The organism is Helicobacter pylori oki112 (genome assembly GCF_000600085.1).
Taxonomy (GTDB): Bacteria; Campylobacterota; Campylobacteria; order Campylobacterales; family Helicobacteraceae; genus Helicobacter; species Helicobacter pylori_CY.
On the sequence record NZ_CP006821.1, the window covers coordinates 300,160 to 324,237 of the forward strand.

General features: G+C 39.8%; 23 protein-coding genes and 1 tRNA gene. 21 read left to right on the forward strand and 3 right to left on the reverse strand.

Annotation, left to right across the window (positions count from 1 at the left end; translation table 11 throughout):
• Position 1: 1 nt before the first annotated feature.
• Together HPOKI112_RS01460 and HPOKI112_RS01465 are read left to right on the forward strand one after the other, a co-directional pair.
• The gene (locus tag HPOKI112_RS01460) at positions 2-1,090 is read left to right on the forward strand and encodes a prohibitin family protein (RefSeq protein ID WP_025309626.1); all 1,089 of its coding nucleotides are present in this window, start codon (positions 2-4) and stop codon (positions 1,088-1,090) included.
• A 6-nt stretch (positions 1,091-1,096) separates the two neighbouring features.
• Positions 1,097-1,636, forward strand: coding sequence for a DUF2393 domain-containing protein (locus HPOKI112_RS01465; protein WP_025276670.1), 540 nt, complete (start codon positions 1,097-1,099; stop codon positions 1,634-1,636).
• Between the two features lie 48 nt (positions 1,637-1,684).
• Here the strand turns inward: HPOKI112_RS01465 and nikE are convergent, their stop codons facing one another.
• From nikE to HPOKI112_RS01480, 3 genes are all read right to left on the reverse strand, one after another.
• On the reverse strand, positions 1,685-3,235 hold the full coding sequence (gene nikE, locus HPOKI112_RS01470; RefSeq protein WP_025309627.1) for a nickel ABC transporter ATP-binding protein NikE: 1,551 nt from the start codon (positions 3,233-3,235) through the stop codon (positions 1,685-1,687).
• 9 nt (positions 3,236-3,244) lie between these two features.
• Positions 3,245-4,267, reverse strand: a complete 1,023-nt coding sequence (locus tag HPOKI112_RS01475; RefSeq protein WP_025309628.1) for an ABC transporter permease — start codon at positions 4,265-4,267, stop codon at positions 3,245-3,247.
• A gap of 104 nt (positions 4,268-4,371) precedes the next feature.
• Positions 4,372-4,447: transfer RNA gene (locus HPOKI112_RS01480), tRNA-Ala, on the reverse strand.
• A gap of 164 nt (positions 4,448-4,611) precedes the next feature.
• Here HPOKI112_RS01480 and hopF point away from each other — a divergent pair.
• From hopF to HPOKI112_RS01575, 19 genes are all read left to right on the forward strand, one after another.
• The gene (hopF, locus tag HPOKI112_RS01485) at positions 4,612-6,057 is read left to right on the forward strand and encodes a Hop family outer membrane protein HopF (protein ID WP_025309629.1); all 1,446 of its coding nucleotides are present in this window, start codon (positions 4,612-4,614) and stop codon (positions 6,055-6,057) included.
• Between the two features lie 12 nt (positions 6,058-6,069).
• Positions 6,070-7,488: a Hop family outer membrane protein HopG gene (hopG, locus tag HPOKI112_RS01490; protein ID WP_025309630.1), complete on the forward strand. Its 1,419-nt coding sequence runs from the start codon at positions 6,070-6,072 to the stop codon at positions 7,486-7,488.
• A 98-nt stretch (positions 7,489-7,586) separates the two neighbouring features.
• A complete protein-coding gene (gene purA / locus HPOKI112_RS01495; RefSeq protein WP_025309631.1) occupies positions 7,587-8,822 on the forward strand; it encodes an adenylosuccinate synthase in 1,236 nt (411 codons plus the stop codon).
• Positions 8,819-9,247: a flagellar FliJ family protein gene (locus HPOKI112_RS01500; protein WP_025276676.1), complete on the forward strand. Its 429-nt coding sequence runs from the start codon at positions 8,819-8,821 to the stop codon at positions 9,245-9,247. Before purA ends, HPOKI112_RS01500 begins: the two co-directional genes overlap by 4 nt.
• On the forward strand, positions 9,240-9,899 hold the full coding sequence (locus tag HPOKI112_RS01505) for a MotE family protein (protein WP_025276677.1): 660 nt from the start codon (positions 9,240-9,242) through the stop codon (positions 9,897-9,899). Before HPOKI112_RS01500 ends, HPOKI112_RS01505 begins: the two co-directional genes overlap by 8 nt.
• Complete coding sequence (rseP, locus tag HPOKI112_RS01510) at positions 9,899-10,945, forward strand: RIP metalloprotease RseP (RefSeq protein WP_120916319.1); 1,047 nt, start codon at positions 9,899-9,901, stop codon at positions 10,943-10,945. The genes HPOKI112_RS01505 and rseP overlap by 1 nt, the downstream gene beginning before the upstream one ends.
• Positions 10,946-10,957: 12 nt before the next feature.
• Positions 10,958-12,220, forward strand: coding sequence for an exodeoxyribonuclease VII large subunit (xseA, locus tag HPOKI112_RS01515; protein ID WP_025309632.1), 1,263 nt, complete (start codon positions 10,958-10,960; stop codon positions 12,218-12,220).
• Positions 12,221-12,493: 273 nt separating this feature from the next.
• Positions 12,494-13,189, forward strand: a complete 696-nt coding sequence (locus HPOKI112_RS01520; protein ID WP_025276680.1) for a BsaWI family type II restriction enzyme — start codon at positions 12,494-12,496, stop codon at positions 13,187-13,189.
• Complete coding sequence (locus tag HPOKI112_RS01525; RefSeq protein WP_025309633.1) at positions 13,186-13,944, forward strand: DNA-methyltransferase; 759 nt, start codon at positions 13,186-13,188, stop codon at positions 13,942-13,944. The genes HPOKI112_RS01520 and HPOKI112_RS01525 overlap by 4 nt, the downstream gene beginning before the upstream one ends.
• A 72-nt stretch (positions 13,945-14,016) precedes the next feature.
• Positions 14,017-16,587, forward strand: a complete 2,571-nt coding sequence (locus HPOKI112_RS01530) for an ATP-dependent Clp protease ATP-binding subunit (RefSeq protein ID WP_025309634.1) — start codon at positions 14,017-14,019, stop codon at positions 16,585-16,587.
• Between the two features lie 55 nt (positions 16,588-16,642).
• Positions 16,643-17,362, forward strand: a complete 720-nt coding sequence (locus HPOKI112_RS01535) for a cytochrome c biogenesis protein CcdA (RefSeq protein WP_025276683.1) — start codon at positions 16,643-16,645, stop codon at positions 17,360-17,362.
• A gap of 9 nt (positions 17,363-17,371) precedes the next feature.
• Positions 17,372-18,508, forward strand: coding sequence for an amidohydrolase family protein (locus HPOKI112_RS01540; protein ID WP_025276684.1), 1,137 nt, complete (start codon positions 17,372-17,374; stop codon positions 18,506-18,508).
• On the forward strand, positions 18,493-19,722 hold the full coding sequence (gene mqnF, locus HPOKI112_RS01545; RefSeq protein WP_025276685.1) for an aminofutalosine deaminase family hydrolase: 1,230 nt from the start codon (positions 18,493-18,495) through the stop codon (positions 19,720-19,722). The genes HPOKI112_RS01540 and mqnF overlap by 16 nt, the downstream gene beginning before the upstream one ends.
• A gap of 60 nt (positions 19,723-19,782) precedes the next feature.
• Positions 19,783-20,025, forward strand: a complete 243-nt coding sequence (locus tag HPOKI112_RS01550; RefSeq protein ID WP_000780044.1) for a nuclease — start codon at positions 19,783-19,785, stop codon at positions 20,023-20,025.
• A gap of 9 nt (positions 20,026-20,034) precedes the next feature.
• Positions 20,035-21,348, forward strand: a complete 1,314-nt coding sequence (gene miaB, locus HPOKI112_RS01555; RefSeq protein ID WP_025309635.1) for a tRNA (N6-isopentenyl adenosine(37)-C2)-methylthiotransferase MiaB — start codon at positions 20,035-20,037, stop codon at positions 21,346-21,348.
• A 38-nt stretch (positions 21,349-21,386) separates the two neighbouring features.
• Entirely contained in the window at positions 21,387-22,040 is a 654-nt protein-coding gene (locus HPOKI112_RS01560) for a lysophospholipid acyltransferase family protein (RefSeq protein WP_025309636.1), read from the forward strand.
• On the forward strand, positions 22,033-23,016 hold the full coding sequence (locus HPOKI112_RS01565) for a hypothetical protein (protein WP_025309637.1): 984 nt from the start codon (positions 22,033-22,035) through the stop codon (positions 23,014-23,016). The genes HPOKI112_RS01560 and HPOKI112_RS01565 overlap by 8 nt, the downstream gene beginning before the upstream one ends.
• Positions 23,006-23,539 carry a hypothetical protein gene (locus HPOKI112_RS01570; protein WP_001883589.1) on the forward strand — a complete coding sequence of 178 codons (534 nt, stop codon included), beginning with the start codon at positions 23,006-23,008 and terminating at the stop codon, positions 23,537-23,539. Before HPOKI112_RS01565 ends, HPOKI112_RS01570 begins: the two co-directional genes overlap by 11 nt.
• Positions 23,536-24,075, forward strand: coding sequence for a hypothetical protein (locus HPOKI112_RS01575; protein ID WP_000803099.1), 540 nt, complete (start codon positions 23,536-23,538; stop codon positions 24,073-24,075). Before HPOKI112_RS01570 ends, HPOKI112_RS01575 begins: the two co-directional genes overlap by 4 nt.
• Positions 24,076-24,078 lie beyond the last annotated feature (3 nt).

The window sequence follows — 24,078 nt, forward strand, 5'->3', positions numbered from 1 at the left end:
CATGCCCATTGATTTGAACGAACATTTAAAAAAGAAAAATCCTCAAAGAGAAAACCCCACGCCTAATACGCCTAATAATGGGGGGCGTTTCATTCCGCCGTCTAACTCTTTTAATTCTAAAAAACTATCGGTTTTAATCGTCATTGTTCTTTTAGGCGTTATCGCTTTTTTGGCCAAGCCTTTTGAAGTGATTAGATCAGGAGAAATTGGCATTAAGATCACCGCCGGGAAATACGAACCCACCCCCTTACAGCCAGGAATCCACTTTTTTGTGCCTATCATTCAAGACATTCTCATTGTGGATACAAGGATCAGAAATATCAATTTTTCACGCACCGAAGACATGGGCGTGGCGGGTAAAAACCAAGGGATTTTTAGAAACGACGCTATTAATGTGATGGATAGTAGGGGTTTGACCGTTTCTATTGAACTCACCGTGCAATACCGCCTAAACCCCCAAACCACCCCCCAAACGATCGCTACTTATGGCTTGTCTTGGGAGCAAAAGATCATCAACCCTGTGGTGCGCGATGTGGTGCGCTCTGTCGTGGGGCGCTATCCGGCTGAAGATTTACCCATTAAGCGCAATGAAATCGCCGCTCTTATTAATAGCGGTATCAATAAAGAAGTTTCTAAGCTCCCCAACACCCCTGTGGAATTAAGCTCTATCCAATTGAGAGAAATCGTCTTACCCGCTAAGATTAAAGAGCAAATTGAAAAAGTCCAAATCGCACGCCAAGAATCAGAAAGGGTGAAATACGAGGTGGAGCGCTATAAGCAAGAAGCTCAAAAACAAGTCGCTCTGGCTAAAGGGGAAGCGGACGCTAACAGGATTAAGGCTCAGGGCGTGGCGGATGCGATCGTGATTGAGGCTAAGGCGAAATCTCAAGCCAATTTAAGCATTTCACAAAGCTTGAGCGACAAGCTTTTAAGGCTGCGCCAAATTGAAGTTCAAGGCCAGTTTAATGAAGCGTTAAAAACGAATAATAACGCTCAAATCATGCTCACTCCAGGCGGGGTTGTGCCTAATATTTGGATTGACACTAAAAGCAAGGTTAAATCTAGTATTGCCGAGACTAAAGAACCTTAAAAACGCATGGCATCTCTCGCCTTTATCCAAGCTTTTTTGGAGTCTTTTAAGGGATTTTTAAGCCAAGCGACTTTAATTAGCGTTTTGATAGCGAGCGTTTTAATCCTTTTTTGCACAGTTTTGCTCCTTTTGGCTCTGCTTTTAAGAAACCGTGTAGCTAGCTATATAGCAACAACAGCTTTTTTGGGCGCGTTTTTGAGCATGCCTTTTGTTTTGAAGGTTTTACTCACTCAAGCGATTTACCCCATAGAAACACGCATCTTACACGCTAACCCTTTAAGTTATAGCAACGCCTTTTCTTTGCAAGTGGGAGTCAAAAACCATTCCAAATTCAGTCTAAACAAATGCGTTTTACGCCTAGAAGTGCTTAAAAACCCTCACAATTTTGTAGAAGAGCATGCTTTTAAATGGTTTGTCAAAAAAAGCTATGAAAAAACCTTTAAAGAAAGGATTTTGCCTGAAGAATCCAAGGTTTTTTCATTCTTTATTGACAACTACCCTTATTCAAAAACGGCCCCCTATCAAGTTTCTTTGTTTTGTTTGTAGAAAAAAGCGATTAAAAACGCTTAAAGGCATGAATTTTAAAATAAAGCTTTAAAGCCTGGACTCCAACAAACGCTTCGTATAAGCGTGTTTGGGGTTATCAAACACCTCTTTAATAGTGCCCATTTCTACGACTTTCCCCTCACTTATCACTAACACCTTATCGCAAAACGCTTTGATCACATCTAAATCATGGCTGATAAACAAATAGCTCAAATCCTGCTTTTCTTGTAAATCCAACAGCAATTCCAACACGCTTTTTTGAATGCTTTTGTCTAAAGCAGAGGTTGGCTCATCTAAAAGAATGATTTTAGGTTTTAAGGCAATCGCTCTAGCGATCGCTACTCTTTGGCGCTCCCCACCGCTGAGCTCATAAGCGTAAAAGTTAAGCAATTCATGGTTTAAACACACTTCTTCTAAACAAAGTTCAGCTAAATGGTGCCATTCTTCTTTGGAAGCTTTAGGGTAAGCAAAGCGCAAAGCCTCTGTTAAAATGCTTTGAATGCTTAAGCGAGGGTTTAATGATGCGTAAGGGTCTTGAAACACCATTTGCAAGATCTTGCGGTAGGGTTTGAACGCCTTAGAATTTAAAGGCCCCACGCTTTGGCCTAAAATCTTTTCTTCCCCACTATTTAAAGCGAGTTTTAAAAGCCCTAACGCTAGAGAGCTTTTCCCGCTCCCGCTTTCGCCAATGATGCCGATGTTTTCCTTAGCTTTGAGGGAAAAATTCACTGATGCGATAAGGGGCTTTTTTAGAGAAGGCCTAAAAAAGCGTTTTTGCAAGTAATAAACGCTAAAATCCTTCACTTCTAAAAGCGTTTCATCTAGGGCTTTTAAATTTTTAGCGGGCAAGTTTGAAGCTTGAATCAAGAGTTTTGAATATTCGTGCTTGGGGTCATTAAAAAGCTCTTTAGTGGAATTGGTTTCTACTATCTCGCCTTTTTTTAACACATAAACCCTATCAGCCAAGCGTTTGACCGCCTTTAAATCATGGCTAATGAATAAAAGGGCGATGTTTTTTTCCGCGCTCAATTGCTTGAGCAAGTCTAAAATCTGGTTTTGGATTTGTGCATCTAATGCGGTGGTAGGCTCATCGCAAATGAGCAGTTTGGGCACATTAATAATGCCCATAGCGATACACACCCTTTGGCGTTGCCCTCCGCTCAACTCATAAGGGTAACGATCCAAAAATTTTTCGTCTAATTGGACTTGTTTCATGGCGTTTAAAACTTGTTCTTTAAGGAGCGTTTTAGAAGCGTTTTTATGGTGTAAAAAATAGGCTTCACTCATTTGCTTGCCGATTTTATGCAAGGGGTTCAGGCTGGATAGGGGGTCTTGAGCGATGTAGGCTATCGCATTACCCCTTAAATGCTGCATAAATTCTTCGCTTTCTTTTAAAAGGTTGGTTGTTTCAAACAACACCTCCCCATTATGGGGCTTGAATCTGGGGTTTAAACGCATGATGATATTAGCGATAGAGCTTTTCCCGCTCCCGCTCCCGCCCACGATCGCCACCCTTTCGTTAGGATTTAACGAAATATTGATGTTTTGGAGCGAAAAATGCGCGTTTAAAACGCAGTTCAAGTTTTTGATTTCTAGCATGTAACCCCCTTATTTGAGCATGTTAGCGTTGAAAGCATCGCGCACCCCTTCGCCAATGAACACCAAAACAGAAAGCAACAAGCTAATGGCTACAAACGCAACGATGGCTAAATGGGGCGTGGTGAGGTTATCCTTGCCTTGATTGACCAATTCGCCCAAACTCGCGCTCCCTATAGGCATGCCAAAACCCAAAAAATCCAAAGACACTAAAGTAGAAATACTGGCCGCCATTAAAAACGGCACATAAGTGATTGTCGCTACTAAAGCGTTGGGTAAAACATGGTAGAAAATGATTTTTAAATCATTCACCCCAAGCGCTCTAGCGGCTTTGGTGTAGTCCATATTCCTTGCTTTTAAAAACTCCGTGCGCACGACTTGAGAAAGCCCCATCCAGCTAAAGAGCAAGACTAAAAATAAAATGATCCAAAAATTAGAATTGAACGCGCTAGAAATCACAATGAGTAAAAAAAGCATGGGGATCGCGCTCCAAATCTCGCTCAACCTTTGCCCCACTAAATCTATTAACCCTCCATAATACCCTTGAAACGCTCCCAAACTCACGCCAATAAGAACGCTAAAAAGGGTGAGTAAAATCCCAAACACTAACGAAACACGATAGCCATAAACCAGTCTGGCTAACACGTCTCTGGCTTGATCGTCTGTGCCTAAAAGGTGTTTGAAGCTTGGGGGGGTGGGGGCAGGCGAGTCTAAATCCATAATGATTGTATCGTAGCTATAAGGGATGAGTGCATGGATGATGAAAGCGTCTTTTAAAAGCGTGTTTTGCACATAAGGATCGTTATAATCCGTAGGGGTGAAAAAATCGCCTCCAAACTCCACTTCCGCATAGTTTTTGAACATGGGGAAATACGCCTTATTGTCTTTATAGATGAATAAGGGGCGATCATTCACCCATAAGGGGGCTAAAAGAGAAAGCGCTAATAAAGCGATAAAAAGATAGAGCGAAAACACTGCCCACTTATTCTTTTTAAAACTAAGAATGCGCATTTTAAACAAACTGCTCACGCTCAAACTCCCTTGATGAAAAACAATTCCTAAGATTATAATTAATTATGGGTAATACTAGCAAGAAAATGGGTTTGATCTATAAAGAAAGAGAATAGGCGTAATAATAATGGTGGAGTGTAGGGGGTTCGAACCCCTGACCTCAACGCTGCCAGCGTTGCACTCTCCCAACTGAGCTAACACCCCACTAAAATTAAGCGAGCATTATAACATTTTGCTTAAAAGATGTCAATTTGATGCTTTTTTGAAACGCTTAATAGCAAATTAAGAATGATTATCTTAAAATTAGGAAGTTTCTTTTTATGGATTAAGTAAAATCACTTATCAAAGCCAAAGCAAAAAGGATATTTTTGAAAAACCACTCCTTTAAAAAAACGATCGCTCTTTCCTTGCTAACGAGCATGTCTTTGTGTAACGCTGAAGAAGATGGGGCGTTTTTTGTCATAGATTATCAAACGAGTTTGGCCAGACAGGAATTGAAAAATCCAGGCTTCACTCAAGCGCAAGAATTAAAGCAGTTGATTAGAGATGGGGCTGTGAGGTTGCAAACTTCTGCCATTCCCTTATCCTATTACTTGGATATTTTAGGGAATAAAACAAAAACTCTTTTGAGTGAAAGCATGAAAGGCAATGCACAACCATCACAACCAAACGGACAATCATACCAAGCCTTAGTCAATTTAGAGCAATCTCTAGGGATTTTAGGAAAACTATTGGATCTATCCCAACAATACGCCAGTCAGAATGTCATTAAGCCTTTGGTGGTGGATGTAGGGAAAGAACAAATCGGTATCACTGACAGCATGCTCTCAGTGGCTCAAAACATCGTTTTAGCTTTAGGGCAGGTGGATTTGAGCAAAATCCAACAAAATAATAATAACCAACAGCTATACGAAAACATTGTGAAAGTCATGCTTTTAGGCGCAGGCGGGACTAATGGAGCGTATAATGGCGTGAGTGTGGGCGATATTGCCACAGGCATGCAAAATTTTTCTTCGCAAACGGGCTTGATAGGGGCTAATTCTACGGTGAGCGAGATCAACGCTTTGATTAAGAGCGGGATTTCTTTAGATCGTGAGACTTTGGGGTTAGGGAGTTTTATTGAAAAAAATATTTGTAGCAGCGCATCGTCTTGTTTTAGCGGGAACCAGCTTATCTATAGAAAAGGGCTAGACAGAGTCATAGGCATCATCAATACGACCTTAAACCAGTTTGAATCTTCGGCTAGTTCTCTTTATAAGATTTCTTATATCCCTAACCTCTTTTCGCTCAGAGATTACCAGTCAGCGAGCATGAACGGCTTTGGGGCTAAGATGGGTTATAAACAATTTTTCACCCATAAGAAAAATATTGGTTTAAGGTATTACGGGTTTTTGGATTATGGTTATGCGAATTTTGGCGATACGAATTTAAAAGTGGGAGCGAATCTTGTTACTTATGGGGTAGGAACGGATTTTTTATACAATGTGTATGAACGCTCTAGAAGGAGGGAAAGGACTACAATCGGTCTTTTCTTTGGTGCTCAAATCGCAGGGCAAACTTGGAGCACTAATGTAACGAATTTATTGAGCGGGCAAAGGCCTGATGTCAAGTCTAGTTCGTTCCAATTCTTGTTTGATTTGGGCGTGCGTACCAACTTTGCAAAAACCAATTTCAATAAGCACAAGCTAGACCAAGGGATAGAATTTGGGGTGAAAATCCCTGTTATCGCTCATAAATATTTCGCAACCCAAGGCTCAAGCGCGAGCTATATGAGGAATTTTAGCTTCTATGTGGGCTATTCAGTCGGTTTTTAAGGAAGGCTCTTGATGAAAAACACCAATACAAAAGAGATAAAGAATACAAGAATGAAAAAAGGTTATGGTCAATACCACGCGCTCAAAAAAGGGCTTTTAAAAACCGCTCTGCTTTTTAGCCTTCCTTTAAGCATGGCGTTAGCTGAAGATAATGGCTTTTATATGGGAGTGGGCTATCAAATCGGCGGCGCGCAACAAAACATCAATAACAAAGGCAGCACTTTAAGGAATAATGTCATTGATGATTTCCGCCAAGTGGGAGTGGGTATGGCAGGGAGTAATGGGCTTTTAGCCTTAGCGACAAACACGACCATGGACGCTCTTTTAGGGATAGGCAATCAAATTGTCAATACTAATACAGCTGTTGGCAACAACAACCTAGAATTAACCCAGTTTAAAAAAATACTCCCCCAAATCGAGCAACGCTTTGAGACGAATAAAAACGCTTATAGCGTTCAAGCCTTGCAAGTGTATTTGAGTAATGTGCTTTATAACTTGGTTAATAATAGTAATAATGGCAGTATTAATGGAGTAGTTCCTGAATATGTAGGGATTATAAAAGTTCTCTATGGTTCTCAAAATGAATTCAGTCTCTTAGCCACGGAGAGCGTGGCGCTTTTAAACGCGCTTACAAGGGTGAATCTGGATAGTAATTCGGTGTTTTTAAAAGGGCTCTTAGCCCAAATGCAGCTTTTTAATGACACTTCTTCAGCAAAGCTAGGCCAGATCGCAGAAAGCTTGAATAAGAGCGGTGGTGCAGGATCAATGCTCCAAAAGGATGTGAAAACCATCTCGGATCGAATCGCTACTTACCAAGAGAATCTAAAACAGCTAGGAGGGATGCTGAATCATTACGATGAGCCCTACTTGCCCCAATTTGGGCCAGGCAAAAGCTCTCAGCATGGGGTTATTAATGGCTTTGGCATTCAAATGGGCTATAAGCAATTTTTTGGGAACAAGAGGAATATAGGCTTACGATATTACGCTTTCTTTGATTATGGCTTTACGCAATTGGGCAGTCTTAGTAGCGCTGTTAAGGCGAATATCTTTACTTATGGCGCCGGCACAGACTTTTTATGGAATATCTTCAGGAGGGTTTTTAGCGATCAGTCCTTGAATGTGGGGGTGTTTGGGGGCATTCAAATAGCGGGCAACACTTGGGATAGCTCTTTAAGAGGTCAAATTGAAAATTCGTTTAAAGAATACCCCACTCCCACGAATTTCCAATTTTTATTTAATTTGGGCTTAAGGGCTCATTTTGCCAGCACCATGCACCGCCGGTTTTTGAGCGCGTCTCAAAGCATTCAGCATGGTATGGAATTTGGCGTGAAAATCCCGGTTATCAATCAAAGGTATTTGAGAGCGAATGGGGCTGATGTGGATTACAGGCGTTTGTATGCGTTCTATATCAATTACACGATAGGTTTTTAAGCTCTTTTTAGGGCTTATAAAGAGGCTCTTTACTTTTTTTTGGTATTCTAACAAGCTTTTAAACAATCCAATCTACTTTGTTTTAAGGATAATATTTTATGGCAGATGTTGTTGTGGGGATCCAGTGGGGGGATGAGGGGAAGGGAAAAATTGTTGATAGGATCGCTAAAGATTACGACTTTGTGGTGCGCTATCAAGGCGGGCATAATGCCGGGCATACCATTGTGCATAAGGGGGTTAAGCATTCTTTGCATTTAATGCCCTCAGGGGTTTTATACCCCCAATGCAAGAACATCATTTCTAGCGCAGTGGTCGTGAGCATTAAGGATTTGTGCGAAGAAATCAGCGCGTTTGAGGATTTAGAAAATCGTTTGTTCATCAGCGATAGAGCCCATGTGATCTTGCCTTATCATGCCAAAAAAGACGCTTTTAAAGAAAAATCTCAAAACATCGGCACGACTAAAAAAGGCATAGGCCCTTGTTATGAGGATAAAATGGCCAGGAGCGGGATAAGAATGGGGGATTTATTAGACGATAGCATATTAGAAGAGAAACTAAAAGCGCATTTCAAAGCCATTGAGCCTTTTAAAGAAGCGTATGATTTGGGCGAGGATTACGAAAAAGATTTGAGGGAGTATTTTAAAACTTATGCTAAAAAAATCCGCCCCTTTATCAAAGACACGACAAGCATGCTGATAGAAGCGAACCAAAAGGGTGAAAAAATCCTGCTAGAAGGGGCGCAAGGCACGCTTTTAGACATTGATTTAGGGACTTACCCTTTTGTAACAAGCTCTAACACCACGAGCGCTAGCGCATGCGTGAGCACCGGCTTAAACCCTAAAGCGATCAATGAAGTGATAGGCATCACGAAAGCCTACTCCACTCGTGTGGGTAATGGGCCTTTCCCTAGCGAAGACACTACACCCATGGGCGATCATTTAAGGACTAAAGGTGCGGAGTTTGGCACGACAACCAAGCGCCCAAGGCGTTGCGGGTGGTTGGATTTGGTGGCTTTAAAATACGCTTGCGCTTTGAATGGTTGCACGCAATTAGCTTTAATGAAATTAGATGTTTTGGATGGGATTGATGCGATTAAGGTGTGCGTGGCTTATGAAAGAAAGGGCGAAAGATTAGAGGCTTTCCCTAGCGATTTGAAAGATTGCATGCCGATTTATCAAACTTTTAAAGGCTGGGAAAAAAGCGTGGGCGTGAGAAAATTAGAGGATTTAGAGCCAAACGCTAGAGAGTATATCCGTTTTATTGAAAAAGAAGTGGGGGTAAAAATTGGCCTTATTTCTACAAGCCCTGAAAGAGAAGACACGATTTTTCTATGAAAAAATTCGCTTCTGTGTTGGTGCAATTAAAAACCCTTGCGTTAGAAAAAATAGAGCAAAAACTTGAAAGCAAGCGTTTAGAATTGCAACAAAACGAGCGAGAAGTTTTGGATAAACAAGCCCAATTGAGCACGTTTAAAAACCCTGAGTTGGGGGGAATGAGCCTTTTTTTACAAATCCAGCAATTAAAAAGCGCTCTAAGAATGGAGATAGAATATTGCCAACAAGAGGGCGAGAATTTAAACAAGGATTTAAAAATTTTAGAAAAAGAGTGTCTTTTGGCTAACCAGGAATTAGAAAAAGCTAAAATCATTTTAGAAAATGAAAAGCGAAAAGAAAAGGAAATTTTGGAAAAAAAAGAGCAGGCTCTTTTGGACGAAAACGCCATGATTTTACACTGGCAAAAAGAGGGCTTGCATGCGTAAAATCTTGTTAATGGGCTTGATTTTACAAGCGCTCTTTAGCGAAGAAGCCGCGCAAGAATTGTTGCAATGTTCTGCGATTTTTGAATCTAAAAAAGCCGAATTGAAAGACGATTTGCGCCAATTGAGCGAAAAAGAGCAGTCTTTAAGGATCTTGCAAACCGAAAACGCCCGCCTTTTAGATGAAAAAACCGATCTGTTGAACCAAAAAGAAAAAGAAGTGGAAGAAAAACTGAAAAATTTAGCGGCTAAAGAAGAAGCCTTTAAAACCTTACAAACGGAAGAAAAGAAACGCCTTAAAAATTTGATAGAAGAAAATGAAGAAATTTTAAGAGGAATCAAGCAGGCTAAAGACAGCAAGATTGGCGAGACTTATTCTAAAATGAAAGATTCTAAATCGGCTCTGATTTTAGAGAATTTACCCACTCAAAACGCCTTAGAAATTTTAATGGCGCTAAAACCCCAAGAACTCGGTAAAATTTTAGCCAAAATGGATCCTAAAAAAGCGGCGGCTTTGACAGAGTTGTGGCAAAAACCCCCAAAAGAAAATAAAGAAAACCAAAAAACCACAGCACCCACGCCCCCTATAGTGGGCACGCCTTTAAAAGAGCCGATGATAAAAGATCCTAACACCAAAGAGCCTTTAGGGATATGATGTTCATTGTAGCGGTTTTAATGCTGGCGTTTTTAATCTTTGTCCATGAATTAGGGCATTTCACTATCGCTAGGATTTGTGGGGTGAAAGTAGAAGTGTTTAGTATTGGTTTTGGTAAAAAACTCTGTTTTTTTAAGCTTTTTGGCACGCAATTCGCTTTGTCTTTGATCCCGCTTGGGGGCTATGTGAAATTAAAGGGCATGGATAAAGAAGAAAATGAAACGAATGAAAGTGCGAATGATAGTTATGCGCAAAAAAGCCCTTTCCAAAAGCTATGGATACTATTTGGGGGGGTGTTTTTTAATTTTCTTTTTGCGATTTTAGTGTATTTTTTTCTGGCATTGAGCGGGGAAAAAGTCTTACTGCCAATCATTGGCGATTTAGACAAAAACGCGCTAGAAGCCGGGCTATTAAAGGGGGATAAAATCCTTTCTATCAACCACGAAAAAATAGCGAGTTTTAGAGAGATTAGAAGCGTAGTAGTGCATTCTAGAGGCGAGTTGGTTTTAGAAATAGAGCGAAACCATCAGATTTTAGAAAAACGACTGACCCCTAAAATCGTAGCGGTAATAAGCGATTCTAACGATCCTAATGAAATCATCAAATATAAAGTAATAGGCATCAAGCCGGACATGCAAAAAACAGGCGTTGTTTCTTATTCCTTAATTCAGGCGTTCAAGCAAGCCTTGAGTCGGTTTAAAGAGGGCGTTGTTTTGATCGTGGATTCTTTAAGGCGTTTGATTATGGGGAGCTCTTCAGTTAAAGAACTGAGTGGGGTAATAGGCATTGTGGGAGCGTTAAGCCATGCGAGTAGTGTGAGCATGCTTTTGTTGTTTGGGGCGTTTTTATCTATCAATTTAGGGATTTTAAATTTATTACCCATTCCAGTGCTAGATGGGGCGCAAATGCTAGGGGTCGTTTTTAAAAATATTTTTCATATCGCTTTGCCAACACCCATGCAAAATGCGTTGTGGCTAGCGGGGGTGGGGTTTTTGGTTTTTGTCATGTTTTTAGGGCTTTTCAATGACATCACTCGTTTGCTATAAAAGGGGGAGTTGGTGCATGTATTGAGCGTGAGCGAAATCAATGCGCAAATCAAAGCCCTTTTAGAAGCGACTTTTTTGCAAGTTAGGGTTCAAGGGGAAGTGAGTAATTTGACTATCCATAAGGTGAGCGGCCATGCGTATTTTTCGCTCAAAGACAGCCAGTCAGTCATCAGATGCGTGCTGTTTAAAGGGAACGCTAACAGGCTCAAGTTCGCTTTAAAAGAAGGGCAGGAAGTGGTTGTTTTTGGGGGCATTAGCGTGTATGTTCCAAGGGGGGATTATCAAATCAATTGCTTTGAAATAGAGCCTAAAGAGATAGGTTCATTAACTTTAGCTTTAGAGCAATTGAAAGAAAAATTACGCCTTAAAGGCTATTTTGATGAAGCCAATAAATTGCCCAAACCACATTTTCCTAAACGAGTGGCAGTCATCACTTCTCAAAATTCAGCCGCTTGGGCGGACATGCAAAAGATCGCTTCCAAACGATGGCCGATATGTGAATTAGTCTGTATCAATACCTTAATGCAAGGGGAGGGGTGCGTTCAAAGCGTGGTGGAGAGCATCGCTTATGCGGATAGTTTTCATGACACAAAAAACGCTTTTGATGCGATTGTAGTGGCTAGGGGTGGGGGGAGCATGGAGGATTTGTATTCTTTCAATGATGAGAAAATCGCTGATGCTCTGTATTTGGCTAAAACTTTCAGCATGTCAGCTATTGGGCATGAGAGCGATTTTTTATTGAGCGATTTAGTGGCGGATTTAAGGGCTTCTACGCCTTCAAACGCGATGGAGATTTTGCTCCCTAATAGCGATGAATGGTTGCAAAAACTTGATGGGTTTAATGTGAAATTGCACCGCTCTTTTAAAATTTTGCTCCATCAAAAAAAGGCGCATTTAGAGCATTTAGCGGATTTTTTAAAACGATTGAGTTTTGAAAACAAGCACCATTTAAACGCTTTAAAACTAGAAAAACTAACAATCGCTCTAGAAAATAAAACCCTAGAATTTTTACGCTTTAAAAAAACGCTTTTAGAAAAGATTTCTACCCAGTTCTTTACAAACCCTTTTTTACACACTAAAACAGAGCGCTTAAACAGGCTAGAAAACGCCCTTAAACTCGCTCATGCACATTTGAAATTGCCCCAATTTGGGGCGTTGGTGAGTAAAAATAATCAAGCGGTAGAATTAGAGGCATTAAAAAGGGGCGATAAAATTGAATTGAGTAATGAAAAAGCCAGAGCGAGCGCTGAAATTTTGAGCGTGGATAGGGTGTAGGGGTTTGAAAATCACTATCAAGACTTATGACTTTAAGCGATTAGTGCGGTTAGTGAATATTGGTGTTTGTTTTTAAAAAATTTGCTTCTTAAAACTTTGTTTTATCGTTTTAGACTTATTCTATGGCAAAACTCTTAAGAGGATAGAGGGTATTTTGAAATAACTCTTCTCTTTAATCCCTTATATAGAGCCAAAGGGATTTTAAAACACCAGCCATTATAAAAAGGTTTTGTATTATAATTTGATTGATTCCTGTTGATTAAGGTGTTTGAATTGGGTTTAGCGGATATTATTTTAGAGCGTTTTAAAGATTTTATGAGAGGACAACCTGAGCCTTACAAGTTTTTACAGGTTTTTTATGCACAAGAAAAAGAACGCTTTTTGAATCATAAAATGAACGATTATATTAAGCAAAATAAAAGCAAAGAAGAGGCTAGTATTTTGGCCAGACAAGGCTTTGTCAGCGCGGTTGGAAGAGCGTTAGAAAAAATCATAGAACTTTTATTGAAAGATTTTTGTATTAAAAACAATGTCAAAATGACGAACGATAAAGTCTTAAGGGCTAAACGCATTAATGGCGAGTTGGATAGAGTCAAACGGGCTTTATTGGTGCATTTTGGAGAATATAGCGTGTTACCTGATGGAGATATTATTCTTTATCAAACCAACAAGGATAATGTCAAAATCCTAGCGATCTTGTCGGTAAAAAATTCGTTTAGAGAGCGTTTCACAGAAACGCCTTACTGGAAATTAAAACTTTTACAATCGCCTATAACTTCTCACATTAAAGTCTTTATGATAACGCCGGATAACGATGATGAAATCAGTTTTAAAAACAAGCCTAAAAAAGCCAGGATTGTTATGGAGCATGAATTAGACGGCCTTTATTTAGCCAAAAGCCATTTTGATCAAAGCTCTAAAATTAAGGGCATAGAAAATTTGTTAGAAGATTTAAAAAGGCTTTTATGAAACCTTATTTCAGTTTGGAGAAATTGGATTTATACCATGGCGATGCGAGCGTTTTAGAGACTTTTGAAAAAGGTTTTTATGATTTGTGCGTTACTTCACCGCCCTATAATTTGAGCATTGAATATCAGGGGAGTAATGATTTTAGGGCTTATGATGATTATTTGAATTGGTGCAAAAATTGGCTTAAAAATTGTTATTTTTGGGGTAAGGAGCAAGCGAGGTTGTGTTTGAATGTCCCTTTGGATACGAATAAACATGGCAAGCAAAGTTTGGGGGCAGATATGATTGCAATAGCTAAAGAATGCGGTTGGAAATACCAAAATACGATTATTTGGAATGAAAGCAATATCTCAAGACGCACCGCTTGGGGGAGTTGGTTGCAAGCTAGTGCACCCTATGCGATCGCTCCTGTGGAGTTGATCGTTGTTTTTTATAAAAACGAATACAAACGCCAAAAACAAACTTCTACAATGAGTAAAGAGGAATTTTTGCTCTATACGAACGGACTTTGGAGTTTTAGCGGAGAGTCTAAAAAACGCTTAAAACACCCAGCCCCATTCCCAAGGGAATTACCCAGGCGTTGCATTAAATTGTTTTCTTTTCTAGAAGACACGATTTTTGATCCTTTTAGCGGATCTGGCACGACTATTTTAGAGGCCAACGCTTTAGGGCGTTCTAGCGTGGGTTTAGAGATTGAAAAAGAATATTGCGAATTGTCTAAAAAGCGTATTTTGGAGAGTTTGTCGTTAGTGTGAGCGTTTTAAAAACCTTTGAGGGTTAAAATAGTGTAAAATAGTAAAGATTTTAAAACTCAAAAAGGATTGATAATGAATTTATTTGAAAAAATGACTGACCAATTGCATGAGACTTTAGACAGTGCGCTCGCTTTAGCTTTACACCATAAAAACGCTGAAGTAACGCCCATGCACATGCTTTTTGCCATGCTTAATAACTCCCAAGGCATTCTCATTCAGGCCTTACAAAAAATGCCTGTGGATATTGAAGCTTTAAAGCTTAGCGTTCAAAGCGAGTTGAATAAGTTTGCTAAAGTTTCACAAATCAGCAAGCAAAATATCCAATTAAACCAAGCTCTAATCCAAAGTTTGGAAAACGCTCAAGGCTTGATGGCTAAAAGGGGCGATTCTTTCATTGCTACAGACGTGTATCTTTTGGCGAATATGAGCCTTTTTGAAAGCGTTTTGAAACCTTATTTAGACACTAAGGAATTGCAAAAAACTTTAGAATCTTTAAGAAAAGGCGCGACTATTCAAGGTAAAAACGATGATTCCAATTTGGAAAGTTTGGAAAAATTTGGCATTGATTTGACGCAAAAAGCCCTAGAAAATAAGCTGGATCCCGTGATCGGAAGAGATGAAGAAATCATTCGCATGATGCAAATTTTGATAAGAAAAACAAAAAATAACCCTATTTTACTGGGCGAGCCTGGAGTGGGGAAAACGGCGGTTGTGGAAGGTTTGGCCCAACGCATTGTGAATAAAGAAGTGCCTAAAACGCTTTTAAACAAACGAGTCGTCGCTTTAGATCTAAGCTTATTGGTGGCTGGAGCCAAATACAGAGGCGAGTTTGAAGAGCGCTTGAAAAAGGTGATTGAAGAAGTTAAAAAAAGCACAAATGTGATTTTATTCATTGATGAAATCCATACGATCGTGGGGGCTGGGGCTAGTGAGGGGGGCATGGATGCGGCTAATATTTTAAAACCCGCGCTCGCTAGGGGGGAATTGCACACGATTGGAGCGACCACCCTGAAAGAATACCGCAAGTATTTTGAAAAAGACATGGCATTGCAAAGGCGTTTCCAACCCATTTTACTCAATGAGCCTAGCATCAATGAAGCTTTACAGATCTTAAGGGGGTTAAAAGAAACTTTAGAAACGCACCATAATATCACCATCAATGACTCCGCGCTCGTAGCGAGCGCTAAACTCTCTAGCCGTTATATCACCGATAGGTTTTTACCCGATAAAGCGATTGATTTGATTGATGAGGGGGCGGCTCAATTAAAAATGCAAATGGAATCAGAGCCGGCAAAACTCTCCAGCGTTAAGCGCTCCATCCAAAGACTGGAAATGGAAAAACAAGCCCTTGAAATGGAAAAAAAAGAGAGCAATGCCAAACGCATGCAAGAAATCCTTAAAGAATTGAGCGATTTGAAAGAAGAAAAAATCCAATTAGAAGCGCAATTTGAAAACGAAAAAGAAGTATTCAAAGAAATTTCACGCTTGAAAATGGAAATGGAAAGCTTGAAAAAAGAGGCTGAGAGGTTTAAGCGCAATGGGGATTACCAGCAAGCGGGTGAAATTGAATACTCTAAAATCCCTGAAAACAAAAAGAAAGAAGAAGAATTGCAGCACAAATGGGAAGCGATGCAACAAAACGGGGCGTTGTTGCAAAACGCTTTAACCGAAAACAACATCGCTGAGATCGTGAGCCAATGGACGCACATCCCGGTCCAAAAAATGCTCCAAAGCGAAAAAAATAGGGTTTTAAACATTGAAAGCGAATTGCAAAAAAGAGTGGTGGGGCAAGAAAAAGCGATCAAAGCGATCGCTAAAGCGATTAAAAGGAATAAGGCCGGGCTTAGCGATAGCAATAAACCCATAGGGAGTTTCCTCTTTTTAGGGCCAACAGGGGTGGGTAAAACCGAGAGCGCTAAAGCTTTGGCACAATTCTTGTTTGATAGCGATAAAAACCTTATACGAATTGACATGAGCGAATATTTGGAAAAGCACTCTATAAGCCGTCTTATTGGAGCCGCTCCTGGGTATGTGGGCTATGAAGAAGGCGGGCAATTGACCGAAGCGGTGCGCAGAAAGCCTTATAGCGTGGTGCTGTTAGATGAAGTGGAAAAAGCCCATCCGGATGTGTTTAATCTCTTGTTGCAGGTTTTAGATGAGGGGCATTTAACCGATAGTAAGGGCGTGAGGGTGGATTTCAAAAACACGATTTTGATTTTAACCAGCAATGTGGCTAGCGACGCGCTTTTGGAAGAAAGTTTGAGTGAAGCTGATAAACAAAAAGCGATTAAAGAGAGCTTGAGGCAATTTTTCAAGCCGGAATTTTTAAACCGCTTAGATGAAATCATCTCCTTTAACGCTCTAGATAGTTATGCTATCATAAATATCGTGGGGATACTCTTTGAAAACATTCAAAAAAAAGCACTTGAAAGGGGCATTAATATAACCCTAGACGAAAAGGCAAAAAAATTGATCGCTAAAGCGGGATTTGACAGATTTTATGGCGCTAGACCCCTAAAGCGCGCGCTCTATGAAATGGTAGAAGACAAGCTCGCTGAACTCATTTTAGAGGATAAAGTTAAAGAGAATGGCAGCGTGGCATTTGTGGTAGAAAATAACGAGATTGTGCCTAAGATTAAGTGAGGTTTTGTTATCCTAAAAATACAAGAGATGGTTATTTTGAAAAAAGGATTGAATGATGTTTGATAACACGCTTGTTAATCTCTTTGACACAGCACCTCTTTTAACTTCGCTTTTAGCCGGGATTTTAACTTTTTTAAGCCCTTGCGTGTTGCCTTTAATCCCGGCGTATATGTCTTATATTTCTCAAATTTCTTTAGAGGACATTAAAGATGGTAAGGCTAAAAGGGTTTCGGTTTTTTTAAAATCCTTGATGTTTGTGGTGGGGTTTTCGCTCGTGTTTTTAGGCGTGGGCATGTCTATGGCCAAGCTTATCCATAGCTTTTCGTTTTCCTGGGTGAATTATATCGCCGGGGGGATTGTGATCCTTTTTGGTTTGCATTTTTTAGGCGTGTTTCGTTTTTCGTTTTTGTATAAAACTCAAAGCGTTGGTTTAGCGAGCAAGTCTAATAGCATGCAGCGCTTTTACCCCTTTCTTTTGGGCATGAGTTTCGCTTTAGGTTGGACGCCATGCATCGGGCCGATATTCACTTCTATAGTGATCATGAGCGCGAGCAAGGACGCTTATGGCTTAATGCTTATGGTGGTGTTTGTAATGGGCTTGGCGATCCCTTTTTTATTGGTGGCTTTAATGCTAGAAAGAGCGCTTTTATTTTTAAAATCCTTAAAGAAATACAACCGTGCGATTGAAATTGTTTCAGGGTTGGTGCTTATTTTAATGGGGATATTGATCATGACAAATTCTTTAGAAAGCCTGACGAATTTTTTGCAAAAATAGGAGAGTTTGATGCTGTTAAAAAACGCTTCGTTTTATGATGATGGGGTTTTAAAAAGAGCGGATATCCGCTTAAAAGATTCTCTCATTACAGAGATTAAAGAAAACTTAAGCCCTACCAAAAATGAAGAAGTGGTTGAGTGCAGGGATTTATTCGTGCTGCCAAGCTTCATTGATTTGAGCGTTACTGGTTTGGAGGGTTATGAAAATTTAAAACAAAAGGCTTTTAAAGGGGGGGTAGGGTTACTCAATGTTTTTAATTGCGATCAAAGCGGCATTAAAAATATTATGGCAATTAAAAACAACCAACTAGCCGACATCGCTACGCTTAAAAATAAAGGAGGGGAAATTTTAATCGCGCCATCTGATGCTTTTTTAGAACTCATCAGCCACTACGCCAAATCCTACAACTTGCCTTTTTTAGTCTCTTTAGAAAATTCTTTTGAAGCCCTAAATAGTGGGGAATTAGCCTATGAATTGGGGCAAAATTTTGTAGACAATGCGTTTGAAAACACGCGCTTGGTGCGTTTCATGGAAGTTTCTAGAGCGTTACAAATCCCCATGCTTTTAGATAAAGTGAATAGCATCACCACGCTCAAACTCATCAAAGCCTTTAATGATTTAGGAGCGAAATTACAAGCCCAAACACCCTTAAGTCATTTGATCTTAGATGAGAGCGTGTATGAAGATTATGAGCCACGATTTAAAATCGCTCCTCCTTTAAGGGATAAAGAAAGCCAAAACGCCCTAAAAGAAGCCCTAAAAAATAACGAAATCGCCATGCTCACAAGCCTTCATGTTTTTAAAAACTCTAACGCACAGCTTTTTGAAGAAAGCGCTTTTGGGTGTGAGAGCATAGAGGACGCTTTTAGCGTGGCTTACACTTTTTTAGTTCAAAAAAAGGTTATCAGTTTCCAACAGCTCATTAAAGTCATGGCGATCAATCAAGCGAAGTTTTTAAAACTCAATGCAGGCGAGGTTAAAGAAAACCAATTAGCCAATTTGATGATCGTGGATTTAAACGCTCAAACAAGAGTGAGTAATCAAAATTCGCCCTTTTATGGTTTGGAATTATACGGCGAAGTTCAAAGAATGATTTTAAATGGGCAAACCACATTTATTAAGGAGAATGCATGCAAGAAATCATAGGAGCGTCTTTAGTTTTTTTGTGTAATGAAAAATGCGAAGTGTTAGAAGATTATGGCGTAGTCTTTGATGAAAAGATTGTTGAAGTGGGCGATTATCAAAGTTTAACGCTCAAATACCCCCACTTAAAGGCGCAGTTTTTTGAAAATTCCGTTCTGTTGCCCGCTTTTATCAACGCGCACACCCATTTTGAATTTTCCAACAACAAGGCGAGTTTTGATTACGGGAGTTTTTCTGGCTGGTTAGGGAGCGTGTTAAACAATGGGGGAGCGATTTTAGAAAATTGCCAAGGGGCTATTCAAAACGCCATCGCTGTGCAATTAAAAAGCGGGGTGGGGAGCGTGGGAGCGATTTCTAACCACCTGATAGAAGTTGATTTGTTAAAAGAAAGCCCCTTGAGTGCTGTCGTGTTTTTAGAGTTTTTAGGGAGCAGCTATTCTTTAGAAAAATTAAAAGCGTTTGAGGCAAAATTTAAAGAGCTAAAAGATTTGGAAGACAAAAAGCTTAAAGCCGCTCTCGCTGTGCATGCCCCTTATTCGGTTCAAAAAGACATGGCTTTGAGCGTCATCCAATTGGCCAAAGATTCACAAAGCCTGCTTTCTACGCATTTTTTAGAATCGTTTGAAGAATTAGAATGGGTAGAAAATTCTAAAGGGTGGTTTGAAAATTTTTACCAGCATTTTTTAAAGGAGTCTCATTCCAAATCGCTCTATAAAGGCGCGAACGATTACATTGACATGTTTAAAGACACGCACACTTTATTCGTGCATAACCAGTTCGCTTCTTTGGAAGCGTTAAAAAGGATTAAATCTCAAGTCAAAAACGCTTTTTTAATCACATGCCCCTTTTCTAACCGCCTATTGAGCGGGAAAGCGTTGGATTTAGAAAGAACCAAAGAAGCCGGTTTGAGCGTGAGCGTCGCCACTGATGGCTTGAGTTCTAACATTTCACTGAGCCTTTTAGACGAATTAAGGGCGTTCTTGCTCACCCATAACATGCCGTTATTAGAATTAGCCAAAATAGCCCTTTTAGGAGCGACTAGGCATGGGGCTAAAGCTTTAGCTTTAAATAATGGCGAGATAGAAGCCAACAAAAGGGCGGATTTGAGCGTGTTTGGTTTCAATGAAAAATTCACTAAAGAGCAGGCGATTTTGCAATTTTTATTGCATGCTAAAGAAGTGGAACGCTTGTTTTTAGGGGGGAAAAGGGTAATCTAATTTGTTTTAAAGACAGAATGCGTTAAAATGAGAAATCCAAATCAATTAAGGAAAGAGTCAATGAAATTAGTTTTAGCCAAGAATACAAGAAAATCAGACGCTAAGAGCGTGGAATTAGAGGATTTGTATCACAAATTCAGTGAAGACAAGCGTTCTATTTTCTATTTTGCCCCCACAAACGCCCATAAAGACATGCTCAAAGCGGTGGATTTTTTCAAAGAAAAAGGCCATACGGCTTATTTAGATGAGGTGAGGGTCAGCACTGATGAAAAAGATTTTCTTTATGAATTGCACATTATTTAAAGGCTTGTATTGAAAGTTTATATTGAAACCATGGGTTGTGCCATGAATTCTAGGGATAGCGAGCATCTACTAAGCGAGCTTTCCAAACTAGACTATAAAGAGACCAATGACCCTAAAACAGCGGATTTGATCTTAATCAACACTTGCAGCGTGCGCGAAAAGCCTGAAAGGAAATTGTTTTCAGAGATCGGGCAATTCGCTAAAATCAAAAAACCCAACGCCAAAATCGGGGTTTGCGGGTGCACCGCAAGCCACATGGGAGCGGACATTTTGAAAAAAGCCCCAAGCGTGAGCTTTGTGTTAGGGGCTAGGAATGTGTCTAAAATCTCTCAGGTGATCCATAGAGAAAAAGCGGTTGAAGTGGCGATTGATTACGATGAAAGCGCGTATGCGTTTGAATTTTTTGAAAAAAAGGCTCAAATCCGATCGTTACTAAACATCTCTATAGGTTGCGATAAAAAATGCGCTTATTGCATTGTCCCGCACACTAGGGGGAAAGAAATTTCTATCCCTATGGATTTGATTTTAAAAGAAGCTGAGAAATTGGCGAATAACGGCACTAAAGAGCTCATGCTTTTAGGGCAGAATGTGAATAATTATGGTGCGCGTTTCAGTAGCGATCATGCGAAAGTGGATTTTAGCGATTTGTTGGATAAATTGAGCGAAATTTCAGGCATTGAAAGGATACGATTCACTTCGCCTCACCCCTTGCACATGAATGATGGATTTTTAGAACGCTTTGCCAAAAATCCTAAAGTGTGCAAGAGTATCCACATGCCCTTACAGAGCGGATCTAGCGCGGTGTTAAAGATGATGCGAAGGGGTTATAGTAAAGAGTGGTTTTTAAATCGGGTGGAGAGGTTAAAAGCTTTAGTGCCTGAAGTGGGCATTAGCACGGATATTATCGTGGGCTTTCCTAATGAGAGCGATAAGGATTTTGAAGACACGATGGAGGTGCTAGAAAAAGTGCGCTTTGACACGCTCTATAGTTTCATTTACTCCCCACGCCCTTTCACTGAAGCGGGAGCTTGGAAAGAAAGAGTGCCATTAGAGGTTTCATCTTCAAGGTTAGAGAGATTGCAAAACAGGCACAAAGAAATTTTAGAAGAAAAAGCCAAGCTAGAAGTGGGCAAAACGCATGTGGTGTTGGTGGAAAACAGGCGTGAAATGGATAATCAAATCGTGGGTTTTGAAGGGCGCAACGATACGGGGAAATTCATTGAAGTAGCGTGTAAAGAAAAAAGAAATCCGGGCGAGCTTGTAAAAGTGGAGATTGTTTCTCATTCCAAAGGGCACTTGATAGCGGCCATCAAAGGCAACTAATCAAAATAACCAATGAAGAGCGGGTTTAAAGGCGAGAATTGAGCTTAAAATTTTTCAGGAAAAATATTGTTTTGAAGGTTGTCCCACGCTTGGCGTTTGGAGTCCTTTGGTTGTTGCATAAAACTTGTAAAAACCGCTATTTTTTAGCTCAAAATTTAAAAGAAAAGCCCTTTATTGTGAGCTGTTGGCATGGGGAGCTTGGCATGATTGGGTTTGCGTATTTAAGGCTTGAAAAACCTTCTGTTTATGTGATCGCAAGCCAGCATTTTGACGGCTCTATTGCGGCGGGTTTGTTTGAAAGCTTTGGTTTTAAAAACATTAGAGGTTCTAGCAAAAAAGGGGGGGTTAAGGTTTTGATAGAGGGGCTTAAACGATTGAAAGAAGGTTGCGATGTCGCCATCACTCCTGATGGCCCTAAAGGCCCACGACACAGCATAGCGGATGGGGTGATCGCTTTAGCTCAAAAATCAGGCGTGGGGATTAGCACTTGTCGGGTGGTTTGTAAAAACGCATGGCGGTTGAACACTTGGGATCAATTTGAAATCCCTAAGCCTTTTAGCGAAGTGCATTATTACATGCTAGAATCGGTAATCATCCCTAAAGAATGGGAACTTTCAAGGGCTAAAGAATATTTAAAGACGCGCATGGATTCTGTTGGGTTTGAAGAACCTCAAAGGGGTTTGGGTGCTTAAGGGGTTAAAAAAAGCGTTTAAGGAGAGGTTTTGCTCTCAAGTGTATATCTCTTTTAATGTGGATCACAATCTTTTATCCACTCAAGTCATAAGGATCAAAAACGATCGCATTAAAGAGAAATTTTTTAAAACTTTTGAGACTAAAGTGGAGACTAAAAATGGTGAAGTCCCTATTCAAGCCTTAAAAATCGCCAGAACTTATAGCCAAAAATACCCCTACACTTATTTCAGCGCGATGAGTAAAGCTAAAGAGGTTTTATGCGAAAAGCAGGCGTTTGAACAAATCAAACAAGAAAATCAAGATTATCATGCTTGTGAAGTCAATCAAAAGTATTGCGTTTATGTGGAATCTAAGGATTTTTTAAAGGATTTCAAGCGTTTTAAAATCCAGGATGTGGATTTTTTGTTTTCGCCTTTTAGCCTTATTTATGATTTTGTGCGTGATCATTTAGAAAATAAGCCGTTGTTGTATTTGCTTTTGGAGCGTTCAAGATTTTATTTTTTGATTGCGGATAAAAAAGAGATTTTTTTAGCCAAATCCGTGTTTTTAGAAGAACAACCTGAAGAGTTTATAGAGAGCAAAGAAGAAGATTTTATGGGAATGGATAATGAGGCTGTGGATTTGTTTTTGAGTGAAATCCAAGAAGATATTGACAGCCTTGAAGAAGCGATAGGCCTAGACAGCAGTAAGGATAATAGCGAAAAAATAACAGAGGACGCTTATAGTTTGATTGAAGGCATGACGAATATCCCCTTAATTGCAGATGTTTTGCAAGAGGGATTGCGCAGCGTCTATCATTCTAGAGAGATAGACTTTGTAGAAAAAGTGGTTGTTTTAGACAGCTGTCAAATCCACCACAAAGCGTTAATGCATTTGCAAGAAACTTTGATGATAGAAGTGGATAGGCTTGATTTTTCTTTAGTGGAGTGCTTGAACATTTTAGCGCGCATGGAGAATGAAAAGCATGCGTTTTAGTTACATTGAGCCAAGAGCGAAATACCTTATCAGCAAGCTTTCTAAAATTTGGGTTTTTTACATTTTTTTATCTTTTGTGGTGATAGGGGGGTTAGTGGGGTTTATGCATAACGCTATTAAAAACACTCAAGATAATGCGTCTAGTTTGACGATCCAAGAAAAGCTTTACCGCCATGAAATCAGCCGCTTGCAGGTTAAGACTGATGAAACCTTAAAACTCATTAAAGAAGCCAAAAAGCGTTTGAATTACAATGATGATATACGAGATGTTTTGCAAGGGCTTTTAAATATTGTGCCGGATTCCATCACTATTAATAGCATTGAAATAGACCAGCAAAGCGTGGTGGTTAGTGGTAAAACCCCTTCTAAAGAAGCCTTTTATTTTTTGTTTCAAAACAAACTAAACCCCATGTTTGATTATTCTAGGGCGGAATTTTTCCCTTTAAGCGACGGGTGGTTTAATTTTGTCTCCACCAACTTTTCTAATTCCTTACTGATAAAAAATCCGGAGTCTATTAAATGAAGCCATTGCATTTTTCACACCTGGACAGAGAGCAATCAGGCGATGTAGGGTTTATCATTAAAAACCTTATTTTTTTAGGGGTTTTTTCCTTATTGGGTTGGCTCAATACTGAGTATTTTCTATGGCCTAGCATGCTGGAATTAAAAAAAATCCTTTTAGAAGAAAATCGTAAAAAAAGCGTTTTAGAATACGCGCAAAGGCATTTTGAAACAGCCCTAACAAACTATCGTAATCAAAAAGAAACCAGCGAATCCTTATTAAAGATTTTTAATGATGAAGAGTCCAGGCGGATTTTAGAAAAGATCTTAAAAAAATGTTTTGATGCTTATAAAATCAAACCCTTGCTCTCTCAAAACCCTCTTCAAAAAACCCAATTTTTCATCATGGCCAGAGCGAGCGAATTAGAAAAAACCTATCTTTTTTTCACCCTAATCAACAAATATTTACCGAGCGCTCAAAGCCAATTGCCCTTAAAAATTTCTAAAGATGATGAAGGGCTGTTGGTGCAATTTAGCGTGAGTATTGATCTCCAATAGGAT